Here is a 12,609-nt window from a genome sequence, read left to right on the forward strand (position 1 = left end):
ATGTTCTATTTTATAATTTTATATAATAAACTTTCCACAAAGAACGGCGGCCTAAATTTGGTCGCCTTGTTGTAATTAATGGAGGAATAAATATGGCAGAGCATAAGGGTAAAAAAAAGGGCGGGAAAGTTACCAGGCTTATGACTGTATTAATAGTATTTTCAGTGATGTTTATAGCACTGATATTTCGCGTCGGCTGGCTTCAGACGGTTAGGGGGAAGGACTTGTCAAGACAGGCTTTAGACCAGCAGACAAGTGATAATACGGTCAGCGCCAAACGCGGAAATATATATGACAGGAACTATAAAGTGCTTGCAACCAACACTACGGTTGAGACTATAAGTATAACTCCTGAAACGCTGCGTACATCTATCAGTAAAAAAAATATGACTATTGATGAGGTTGCTCAGAGATTTGCCGATATTTTGGAACTTGAAAAAGACGCGGTAAAGGATAAAATATCAAAAAAGATTCAAAATGAGACTTTAAAGAAAAAAGTGGATAAGACGGTTGCCGACACCCTTAGAGAGTATGTAAATGCTTCGGGACTCAGCGGTGTAGCTTTCACAGAGGACGTTAAACGATACTATCCGTATAATAATTTTGCAGCGCAGGTTATTGGTTTCTGCGGTACGGACAATCAGGGCCTTGAAGGTGTTGAGAGTATTTACGATGAAGAACTCAGCGGTGTGCCGGGAAGGGTAGTGTCGGCTCAAAAATCAACCGGTCTTGAGGATAATAACGGATATGAGAATTATATAGCTGCTCAGGATGGAAATAGTGTTGTTTTGACTATTGACGAAACAATACAGAGCTATGTTCAGAAAAATTTAGAAGCCGCAGCCGCAGATAATAAGGTTAACGAGGGAGCGGCGGCTATTGTAATGGATGTTAACACAGGCGAAATACTTGCTATGTGTACAGAGCCGGATTATAATCTTAATGCTCCGTTTGAAATAACAGAAGCAATCGAACAAAAATATCCGGGTATAAAAGAAGAACTTGAAAATTTAGACGGGCAGGAATATAATGCGAGGCTGGGAGAAGTAATGCAGACGGTTAGGCGTAACAAAGCGGTAGTCGATTCTTATGAACCGGGTTCTACTTTTAAGTCTGTTGTCGCTTCGATAGCTTTAGACACCGGTTCATGTACACTGAATGACTCATTCACCTGCGGCGGTTCATTTGTGGTTGCAGACAGAGCAATAAAATGCGCCAATACTAACGGTCATGGGTTGCAAAACTTTACTCAGGCAGTACAAAACTCGTGTAACCCTGCTTTTATACAAATTGGTCAAAAGACAGGAAAAGAAAAGTTTTTGACAGGTGTTGAGGCATTTGGATTCTTTAAGAAGACCGGAATAGAGATTCCCGGTGAGGCAACGGGTCTTGGATTTACAAAAGACAATATGACAGATGTCGATTTGGCAACATCGTCATTCGGACAGTCTATAACAGTAACGCCTCTTCAAATGGTAGCTGCAGTCAGTGCTGTCGCTAACGGCGGAACATTAATGAAACCTCATATAGTAAAACAAATAGTTAATTCCGATATGGGAATAGTTGAGAACACCGAGCCTGAAATGGTGAGACAGGTGATTTCAAAAGAAACAAGTAAAGAAATGTGCAGTATACTTGAATCAGTTGTATCAGTCGGCGGAGGTAAAAATGCGTATCTAGCAGGATATAGAATAGCAGGAAAGACCGGTACGTCAGAGAAATACCCCCGCGGAAACAGTAAGTATGTAGCGTCATTTATAGGGTTTGCTCCGGCGGATGACCCTCAGGTTGTTTGCCTTGTAATCCTGGATGAGCCAAATGGCGATTCATATTATGGCGGTACTATTGCGGCACCGGTAGTTCGCGATATTCTGGGCGAAACATTGCAGTATTTGGGGGTTGAGCCGAAATATAACAGTTCTGAGGAAGAATATGTTGATGTTGAAATTCCTGATGTTACAGGAATGAGTAAGTCTGACGCAGGGATAGCAATTGATGAGAGCGGCCTTGAGGTTAAGTTCAGCGGCGAGAGTGACCTTATAGTTGACCAAATACCAAAAGCGCACACTAGAGTGACTCAGGGAAGCACAGTTGTTTTGTATACCGAGGGCAATAAGGCAACTCGTTCTGTTGCGGTGCCGAATGTTGTAGGAAAGACGCCGGCGGAAGCAAATTCAACTTTAGTCAGCGAGGGTTTGAACGCAAAAATCAAAGGAGTTTCAAAATCGGGTAAAAATGCAACATGTATCGGTCAATCACCGGTTGAAGGAACTATGGTAGAACCCGGAACAGTGGTTTCGCTTAACTTTAGATATGATGAATCTGAGACTACAAATGATTAAAATTTATAATTTTAAGGTTTATTTTTGGCATGAATTATAAAAAAGTGATTTAATCATTTTGGAGGTTAAAATAAAATTTTATATAATTTGTTTAGGCAAAAAAGCGTTTATAGCAAAGGGTGCTGAGGTATAAAATCTCAATAAGATAATAATGCAGAGTTCGCCGGCTAAATATGCAAATATATACACAAATCAAACAGAAGTGTAACAAAATAATTTATTTATAAAATAAAAGTAATTTATGGCAAACAACGGCAGGGCGGTCAAAGACCGCCGCGCAAGGTGAGCAGCTGCAAATAATCAGATATATTAAAATAAATCTAAAAAAACATAGCAAGGTAATTGCCAGCAAAATAAAAATAGCGCTAAAATAAGAGCAATTTATAGCAAACAACGGCAGGGCGGTCAAAGACCGCCGCGCAAGGTGCGCAGCCGCAAATAAGCAGATATATAAAATAAATCAAAAAAACATAACAAGGTAATTGCCAACAAAATAAAAATAGCGCTAAAATAAGAGTAATTTATAGCAAACAACGGTAGGGCGGTCAAAGACCGCCACGTAAGGTGCGCAGCCGCAAATAAGCGGATGTATTAAAATAAATCTAAAAAAGCATAACAAGGTAATTGACGGCAAAATAAAAATAGCGCTAAAAAAAAGTAATTTGTGGCAAACAACGGCAGGGCGGTCGAAGACCGCCGCGCAAGGTGCGCAGCCGCAAACAAGCAAAGAAATTTACATAAATTTCTACTAAATCATAATAACTAATTGACTTTTTATTTATATTAGCTATATAATATAAATAACTATAATCAACATTATAACAGTAAAATAATCACAAAAAGTGTGCGCCATAAAATATATTTTATATAAATTATAAGTAATCATATTTAAGCAAAAAGATTATGTAATGAGATAAAGCGAAAAATACATAATTCTAAAGGTTCTAATAAATATTTATAAATTAAAAATCTAAGCTTATAACTTTTACAAATAAATTGAGTTTTAAAAGTATATAGTAGAATAAGAAAAGTTTTATTGATATTACACAGGAGGAATAATAATGACACTTTCAGAATTGTTGAAGGATGTAAATATTAAAAAAATAGATGGCGGCGGAAGCATGAAAATAAGTGGTATAGCCTGTGATTCCAGAAAAGTAAAACCTGGAAACGTTTTTGTTTGCATAACAGGTTATGAGACTGACGGACATAAATATGCTAAGTCTGCTGTTGAAAACGGTGCGGTGGCTGTGGTAGCCGAACATGACCTTCCTACAGTTGACGTCCCCTGTGTTATCGTTGACAACACAAGAAAGGCTATGTCTGAAATGGCGGCAACTTTTTATGATTATCCTTATAAAAAGTTTAAGCTTATAGGAATAACCGGAACAAACGGAAAAACTACGACTACTTATTTGATTAAATCAATTCTTGAACATCTTGGAAAGAAAGTTGGGCTTATCGGCACAAATCAAAATATGATAGGCGATATGATAATGGAAACCTCAAGAACAACGCCAGACTCTTTGGAGTTGATGCAGCTGTTTGATATGATTGCCTCTCATAATGTGGATTATGTTGTGATGGAAGTTTCTTCTCATGCGCTGGCTCTTGACAGAGTGACGGCGTGTACGTTTGATGTAGGGGCGTTTACCAATATAACCCAGGACCATTTAGATTTTCATAAGACTATGGAGGAATATTTGGCGGCAAAAAGCATATTGTTTAATATTTGCAATACCGGCGTAGTCAATAAAGATGACGCCCGCAGCGAATATCTTATTGAAAATGCAAGGTGCCGGAATATGATAACATACGGTATAAATCAGGATTGTGATTTAAAAGCGTCTAATATAATTCTGAATGAAGACGGTGTAAAATTTGATATAAATTACGGTGGTATGGAAGAACACGTCGACTTGCCGATACCCGGTGAATTTTCGGTATATAACGCGCTTACAGCGATAGGCTGCTGCATGGCTGAGAACATACCTCTTGATTTGGCTGTTGACGGTCTTCATAGTGCTAAAGGCGTTAAGGGAAGAATAGAAATAGTAAGAACGCCGGGTACAAATTATACAGTTATAATTGATTATGCGCACACTCCGGACGGACTTTTGAATGTTATAAACGCCATACGTGGATTTGCAAAAGGACGAATAGTCACACTATTTGGGTGCGGCGGTGACAGGGACGCCTCAAAAAGACCAATAATGGGCAAGATAGCAGGAGAACTCTCGGATTTTTGTATAGTTACAAGTGATAACCCGAGAACTGAGGATCCTGAAAAGATAATAAAGCAGGTAGTTGAAGGAGTAAAACAGACAGACTGTGATTACGAGGTTATAACAAATAGATTCTCCGCAATTGAATATGCACTTGACCACGCGAAAAAAAATGATATAATATTATTGGCCGGTAAAGGTCATGAGACTTACCAGGTTTTAGGAAAAGATACTATAAAGTTTGATGAAAGGGAAATAGTTCAAAAACTTTTAGGGTGTTACGATAAATAATAACAAGCTGTTTTAACGGCAATATTGTAACAAAATATTATGAATTTGATTGTGATTGTGTGGAAGTCAGTGGATTACTAAGGAGATAGTTTTATGAAATGGTGTATGAATATCAACAAACTTGCTGAAATCACCGGAGGAATAGCTTACAATTGCAGCGGAGATGAGATAGTTAAAAACGTAGTCAGAGATGACAGAGAAGTATCCGACGGAACTGTTTTTGTTGCTCTTAAAGGAGAAAATAATAACGGTCATAGATTTGTTCAGAGAGCCGTAAATAACGGTGCTGCATGCTGTGTGGTTGACAAAGAGGAAGGAAGCTTCGGAAATCTTCCTGTTGTTGCTGTAGACGATACATTCAAAGCGCTGAGAGATATAGCGGCGTTTTATAGAGAACAATTTAATATTCCGGTAGTCGGAATCACAGGAAGCGTTGGAAAGACTTCAACAAAAGGTATGATAGCCTCTGTATTGGGCAACGAATATGTTACGCTGAAGACGGAGGGTAATTATAATAATGAGGTCGGAGTTCCGCTTACTATTTTTAGACTTACGGATAACGACGAAGCGGCAGTTATAGAAATGGGTATGAGCGCTTTTGGTGAAATTTCAAGGCTTTCTAAAATAGTTAAGCCGGATACTGCGGTAATCACCAATATTGGTATTTCACATATGGAACATTTGGGCAGTCAAGAGGGAATATGCAAGGCTAAATTTGAGATTCTTGATGGTTTGTCTATAGACGGAACCATTATCTTGAATGGAGACGATGAATTTCTCTGGGAGAAAAATGGAGAGCTGGATTATGAAACCTTATATTATGGTATAGAAAATAAATCCTGTGACGTTGTAGCGACGGATATAAAATTATACTCGTGCGGCAGTGAGTTTAACGTAAAAATAGATGGTGTTGACTATAAATTTGAGACTAATGCACCAGGTATACATCATATATATAATGCGCTGGCCGCGATACTTGTAGGATATAGGTATAACCTTAAAGTGGAAAGCATGATAAAGGGAGTTCACGATTTTGTGCCGGAGGGATTAAGACAAGTTAAGACAAATTATCCTAAGTTTACAGTAATAAATGATTGTTATAACGCATGCCCTGATTCTATGGGCTCCGGGCTTGACGTTTTGGTTTTAACGGCTGAAGAAAACGGCGGAAACAGCAGAAAAGTTGCTTGTTTGGCTGATATGCTGGAGCTTGGAGAGACTTCGGAGCAGGAACATTATAAAGTGGGGCTGATGTGCGCCGAGAAGGGGATTGACTGTTTGATAACAATAGGCGATATGGCCGGAAACATAGCCAAAGGCGCAATAGACGGCGGTATTAACTCAAGCGATGTATATGAATTCGGAGATAACGAATCAGCTATATCGCGTCTTGGAGGAATAATAAAAAATAATGATGTTATATGGATAAAAGGCTCAAGAGGTATGCATCTTGAGAAAGTTGCGGAAGCGCTTGATAAGATGGGAAATTCATAGTATTGAGAGCTAAAACTGTTTTGATTGGAGAGGGTAATTATGAATTACTTGATTTGGGGAGTTATAGCATTAGTATTGTCAGTATTATTTGGAATATTTGTAATACCAATGCTGAGGAGATTAAAATTCGGTCAGGAAATACGTGAGGAAGGCCCGGCGTGGCATGCAAGCAAATCAGGGACGCCGACAATGGGCGGAATAATATTTATTTTGAGTATTATTGTAACCCTCGTTGCAATGTTTGTTTGGACAGCGTCCGACGGGATTTCTATGGGAAATACAGTGGATTTAGTTTTGGTAATTTTACTTTCACTGGCATTTGGAGCTATAGGATTTATCGATGATTACATAAAAGTGGTCAAAAAAAGAAACTTAGGTCTTACCGCCGCCCAGAAATTTAGTCTTCAGTTCGTTGCTGCTCTGATTTTTGCTACTGTTGTGGCGATTGGAGGAAGTACCGGAACGGTGATTGACCTTCCGTTTACTTCGGTGGATTTTGACCTGAGCTGGTTTTATATACCATTTGTGATTTTTGTAATGCTTGCAACCGTTAACAGTGTGAATTTGACAGATGGGCTTGATGGTTTAGCGACTTCTATAACAATTGTTATTTCGATATTTTATATGCTGATTTCTACAAGTATGGGCAATCATGCTATGTCGTTGCTGGCAGCAGTTTTGTGTGGTTCTTTGGTAGGATTTTTGCTTTTTAACTGGAAACCGGCAAAAGTTTTTATGGGTGATACAGGTTCATTGTTTTTGGGCGGCGCTGTGTGCGGTCTTGCTATAATGCTGAAACAGCCTATAACGCTTTTAATTGTTGGATTTGTGTATGTTATGGAAACGTTGTCAGTAATTATGCAGGTAACGTCATATAAACTGACCGGAAAGCGTATATTTAAAATGTCACCAATACATCATCATTTTGAAATGTGCGGGTGGAGTGAAGTAACAATTGTGTGTGTATTCTCAGCAGTGACGGTTTTGCTTTGCGCGCTGATGTATTATTTTGGTTAATTTTATTTATGTGCAGATAGGAGGAGTATCGACTTGTCAGATGAAAGAAATCCGAGAAAAAAAGCCGGAAACAATAATATAGGCCGGCGTGCTTCAAGTAAATATAGTAAAACGCCGAGAAACTCCGAAAATAGAAACAACGGATATTATTATAAAAGCATCAGTCATAATGAACCTGTGCAAAACAGAGCGCAGAGCAAACATTATGAGAGCAGTTACATAAAAAAATCACAGAGCAGGATACAGGAACCGGTTAGAACGCAAGTTCCTCGCCGGGAAACCGCGTCAAAAAATCAAGGAGTAAAATATACTGCTAAAAACTTTCTTAGGGTAGGCGGAATAAAAATAAGACGCGGCGCGCTCGATTATCAGTTTTTATTGACAACGATTATCTTGGTTGCGTTTGGTATGATTATGCTGTATAGTGCCAGCAGTTCAAGGGCCTATGCTGCTACCGGCGACAGTATGTATTTTATGAAAAGTCAGTTTGGCGGACTTCTAGTAGGTATAGTGGCTATGATTGGCTGTATGATGGTGGATTATCATGTTATTGCCAGATTGTCTCCGGTATTGTATGCAATATGTATTATTCTTTTGATATTGGTATTAATCCCCGGAGTGGGAACAACCTCAAATGGAGCTACCCGTTGGCTGTTTGGTTTTCAGCCGTCAGAAATAGTAAAATTTGCGACATTACTGGTTGTAGCTGTATATTTGGAAAAATACCAGGATAAATTGGGTAACTTCTTCCGAGGATTTTTGCCTTGCCTTTTGATTTTAGGAGTAGTCGGAGCGCTGCTCATGATGGAGCCGCATTTCAGCGCTACTATATTGATAACCCTTACAACATTGCTTATGATGTATGTGGGCGGAGCGAAAATAAGACACTTTATTATTTTGGCTATTCCTGCGTTTATTGGCGGAGTGGCAATGATATTTGCTGAACCTTACAGACTGCAGAGACTGTTGTCTTTCGGTGATCCATTTGCCGATAAGCAAGGAGCCGGCTGGCAGATTGTTCAGTCTCTTTATGCCATTGGTTCGGGCGGTGTGTTCGGCGTTGGATTTGGACAGAGCAGACAGAAATACATGTCTCTGCCGGAACCGCATAATGACTTTATTTTCTCAGTATTGTCAGAAGAATTAGGTTGGGTAGGAGCTATAGTGGTTATAGTTTTATTTCTGTTCCTTATATACAGAGGGATACGTATAGCTCAGAAGGCTCCGGACACTTTGGGGAAACTTATTGTTATTGGATGTATAGGTCTGATAGGATTTCAGGCGATGATAAATATCGGCGTTGTTACGGCGTCGCTTCCCGTAACGGGAATGCCGCTTCCTTTCTTTAGTTACGGAGGAACAGCGCTGGCTATAACTATGGGTGAAATCGGCTTGGTGCTTAACGTCTCCAGGCAGGAGAAGGTGTTATAATGAGAATTTTATTTGCTGGCGGCGGCACTGCAGGTCATATTAATCCTGCTGTCGCTATCGCCAATTATATTGCTGATAAGGAAAGCTCCCAAATAGCCTTCGTTGGAGTTGAGGAAGGGCTTGAGGCGGAGCTTATTCCACGTTTGGGATATGATTTGTCACTTATAAAGATACATGGTTTTGAAAGAAAGCTTAACTTTCAGAATTTCAAAAATTTATTTGAACTTCCTAAAAGCATTCATGATTCAAAAAAAATTATAAAGAAGTTTAATCCTGACATAGTTATCGGCACCGGAGGATATGTCGCAGGGCCTGTGTTATTTGCGGCGGCAAAACTTGGTATACCGACGCTTATACACGAGTCAAACGCATATCCAGGAGTAACTACAAAAATTCTATCTAAATATGTCGACACAGTTGCTCTCGGTTCAAAAGCCGCCGAGCCATACATAAAATCAGCTAAACATATAATTTACTCGGGTAATCCTGTTCGTCCGTCTATATTATCTACAAGCGAGTTTGAAGCCCGCCGCGTCTTAAAACTTGACGAGCGTCCGTTTATAGTCTTTTTTGGCGGCAGTATGGGAGCTAAAGATTTTAATAAGACAGTGGTTGATTGGATAAGCGGTGTTATAAAAGATAATAAGTATCAAATCATGATGGGTACCGGAAAATATTTTCAATATGATGATGTTATTAATAGATTTGAGAACAATGGTATTGACCTGAAGAAATACCGAAGCGTTAGAGTAAGCGAATATATTTATGATATGAATATTGTAATGTCGGCCGCCGATTTAGTTGTCTGCCGTGCCGGGGCGAGCACACTGAGCGAATTAACTGCATTGGGAAAACCTTCAATACTTGTGCCGTCTCCATATGTTACTGCCAATCATCAGGAACATAATGCCAGGGCAATAGAAAAAGAAGGCGGAGCAAGAGTTATATTGGAAAATGAATTTACTGCTGAAGTTCTTAACAAAAATATAGAAAGTCTTGTAAGCAGTAAAGAAAAGCTTAAAAATATGAGAAGAGCCGCTAAAAGTGTTGGCACTACAGCGGCGACAGAGGAAATTTATCGTGAAGCGAAACGTTTGCTGAAGAATAATTAGTATATTCAATAACCGCTTTTCACAAACCGTCCTTGACTGCATACTATATTGTGAAAGAATATTAATGTAGCCAGATGGAGGAGATTTTGGTGACCGACGGTTATTTATCTATAAACGGAAGAAGGCGTCTTTTTGGAGAGACCTCAGTTCAGGGTTCAAAGAACTCGGCTCTGCCATGTCTGACCGCCTGTTGTATGTGTGAGAAAGGGTGCTGTAATTTATGCAGATGTCCTTACCTTTCAGATGTTGAAAATACTTTGGAAATAATGGAGACGCTAGGGTGCCGATGTAATTATGATTCTGAACGTGAATTAGCAAATATTTCGGCGGAGAGTATTTTCGGAAGCACAATAGAGCCTGAAATGATGAACAGGATGCGTTCTTCAATATTGTTTCTGGGAGTTCTTCTGTCTCGAATCGGAGAGGCAGACGTTGGTTATCCCGGAGGCTGTGAATTGGGAGCAAGACCAATTGATTTGCATTTAAAGGCTTTTAGAAAGCTGGGAGTACAGATAGAGGAAAGTCAGGGAGTTATACACTGCAGAATAAAATCTAAACTTAAACCGTGCTCTGTATCGCTGTTATGCCCCAGTGTTGGAGCAACCGAAAACATAATGCTGCTTATGGCAAAGTCGGATGGTGAGACAGTTATAAGAAATGCGGCAAGAGAACCCGAAATTGTGGATCTTCAAGATTTTCTGAACCTTATGGGGGCGGACATAAAAGGCGCCGGCAGTGACGTTATTGTTATAAATGGTGTAAAAAAGCTTCATGGCGCTGATTTTGAAATAATGCCGGATAGAATTGTTGCAGTTACATATATGGCCGCTGTTGCAGGCTGCGGAGGAGAGATTCTGTTAAAGGGAATCAACTTGGAGCATTCTTCAATGTGCAATTCAATTTTAAAGGATATAGGTGCAGATATAAGAAAAACCGGAGATGGAGCCATAATATCTATGAGCGGCCGGCCCAGGGCGGTTAACACCATTAAAACTTTATACTATCCGGGATTTCCAACTGATGCGCAGCCGCCGTTTATGGCTGTTATGACGGTTGCGGACGGCACTACGGTGTTCTTAGAATCAATTTTTGAAAATCGTTTCAGACATGCGTCTGAGCTGGCAAAGCTGGGTGCTGATATTGATGTAAACATGTGTCAGGCAACCGTTAGGGGACGGGAGTTTCTAAGCGGTGCGGATGTTAGGTCATATGATTTGAGAGGCGCCGCGGCTATGGTAATAGGCGGATTAATGGCGGAAGGCACGACGAGAGTCGGAGGACTGCCGCATATTGAAAGAGGATATCAGGATATAGTCAGTGATTTGGAATCTTTGGGTGCTGACATTCGTATTGTATACTAAACTGAAGAGCCGTTATAGGAGAATATCATGCAAAAGAAAAGAAACATTAAAAAGAGCAGAATAGACATTGAAAAAGCAAGGGCAAGACGGAAACTAACAGCTATATCTGTGCTGTCAGTAGTTGTTTTAGCAGTTCTTGCCCTTTGTTTTTTGCTTATGGCACCAATGTTTAATATAAAAAATATAGTTTGCGAGGGTAATGACAAAATAAGTTATGATACCATTGTTGATGCCTCACAAATTAAAACGGGCGGAAATATTTTTTTGACAAATCTGAGTTCTCCGAAAAAAAATGTTGAATCTTTAGAGTATGTGGAGGATTGTCAGGTAAGCCGCGTTTTTCCCGATACTGTTAAATTTACAATTACTGAAAGACAGCCGGCGGCTTATTTCAGCGTCGGAGATTTTCTTACTGTTACAGACACAAACGGGCGGGTTGTTGACACCGTTACTAACAATGATGATGTGTATCAAATAACATCGTCTAAAATAAAAGAGGAGATAGTTGAACCCACCGGCAGTCCGGAACCTGAAGAAGATAATACGAAAACTGAGGACGATTCCATTTGGGGCTACGATGATGACGGAGACCCAATATACAAGGTGAACGGCGGTCATTACGAGTTTGACAATGACGGCAATAGATATTTTGTTGATGATTCACCCACCAGTTCTCCGGCGGCAGAGAATTCAGAGGAGCCAACTGAATTGGAATCAGGAAATAATTTTGATGAATTGAACCGGACTTCAAATGGTGAAATTATTTACAACGCTCCGATAATATATGGAGTTGGAATAACAAAATATCAAGTTGGACATAGGATTCAAAGTAATGATGAGGACAAGCTGGACAATGTTATAGAAGCTGTAAAGTCTTTATCAAAAGCGGGACTTTTGGAAAGAACCACCAAAATAGATGTAAATAACATAAATGATGTGAAGTTTTGGGTCGAAGACAGACTGGAAGTATGGTTTGGTACATTTGATAACTTTGATTATAAAGTAAAATTCGTAACTTCTGTTATTGACAGTAACCTATCAAAGTATGAAGAATCAATATTGGATTTCAGGGATTCAAAACTGTATGTACGCAGTATTGAAACAGGAGAACCTAAAGTGCTGGAAGTTAGTCCGGAGCCGAATAGTGATGAAGAGGATTCAAAATCTTCGGCAAGACCGAAAGCGTCTCCTATTCCGACAGATGATGAGGATGATGAAGGTTTAGCGGATGATGAAGAGCAGGATGAAGAAAATCCCACATCAACTCCGAAAAATGATAATTCTAAAAACGAATCAAAACATACTCCAACTCCAAAGACTCAGAGAAATTGATAGT

The 12,609-nt window shown here is 39.6% G+C and carries 8 protein-coding genes; all 8 read left to right on the forward strand.

The genetic code is table 11. The features are described from left to right. Window positions 1-92: 92 nt before the first annotated feature. Complete coding sequence (locus tag B9O19_RS06835; protein WP_102365717.1) at window positions 93-2,342, forward strand: penicillin-binding transpeptidase domain-containing protein; 2,250 nt, start codon at window positions 93-95, stop codon at window positions 2,340-2,342. A gap of 1,061 nt (window positions 2,343-3,403) precedes the next feature. Further along, complete coding sequence (locus B9O19_RS06840; RefSeq protein ID WP_102365718.1) at window positions 3,404-4,858, forward strand: UDP-N-acetylmuramoyl-L-alanyl-D-glutamate--2,6-diaminopimelate ligase; 1,455 nt, start codon at window positions 3,404-3,406, stop codon at window positions 4,856-4,858. A gap of 93 nt (window positions 4,859-4,951) precedes the next feature. Further along, window positions 4,952-6,352: a UDP-N-acetylmuramoyl-tripeptide--D-alanyl-D-alanine ligase gene (locus B9O19_RS06845; protein ID WP_102365719.1), complete on the forward strand. Its 1,401-nt coding sequence runs from the start codon at window positions 4,952-4,954 to the stop codon at window positions 6,350-6,352. Window positions 6,353-6,391: 39 nt separating this feature from the next. Next, window positions 6,392-7,369, forward strand: a complete 978-nt coding sequence (gene mraY / locus B9O19_RS06850) for a phospho-N-acetylmuramoyl-pentapeptide-transferase (RefSeq protein WP_102365720.1) — start codon at window positions 6,392-6,394, stop codon at window positions 7,367-7,369. Window positions 7,370-7,402: 33 nt separating this feature from the next. Beyond that, window positions 7,403-8,800, forward strand: coding sequence for a putative lipid II flippase FtsW (gene ftsW, locus B9O19_RS06855; protein ID WP_245862896.1), 1,398 nt, complete (start codon window positions 7,403-7,405; stop codon window positions 8,798-8,800). Next, on the forward strand, window positions 8,800-9,912 hold the full coding sequence (murG, locus tag B9O19_RS06860) for an undecaprenyldiphospho-muramoylpentapeptide beta-N-acetylglucosaminyltransferase (RefSeq protein ID WP_102365721.1): 1,113 nt from the start codon (window positions 8,800-8,802) through the stop codon (window positions 9,910-9,912). The genes ftsW and murG overlap by 1 nt, the downstream gene beginning before the upstream one ends. A gap of 89 nt (window positions 9,913-10,001) precedes the next feature. Continuing rightward, window positions 10,002-11,273 (forward strand): UDP-N-acetylglucosamine 1-carboxyvinyltransferase, encoded by a 1,272-nt coding sequence (gene murA, locus B9O19_RS06865; RefSeq protein WP_245862897.1) that lies wholly within the window; start codon window positions 10,002-10,004, stop codon window positions 11,271-11,273. A gap of 27 nt (window positions 11,274-11,300) precedes the next feature. Further along, the gene (locus B9O19_RS06870; RefSeq protein ID WP_102365723.1) at window positions 11,301-12,605 is read left to right on the forward strand and encodes a cell division protein FtsQ/DivIB; all 1,305 of its coding nucleotides are present in this window, start codon (window positions 11,301-11,303) and stop codon (window positions 12,603-12,605) included. Window positions 12,606-12,609 lie beyond the last annotated feature (4 nt).

Origin of the sequence: Monoglobus pectinilyticus, assembly GCF_002874775.1 — a bacterium.
GTDB classification, from domain to species: Bacteria; Bacillota; Clostridia; order Monoglobales; family Monoglobaceae; genus Monoglobus; species Monoglobus pectinilyticus.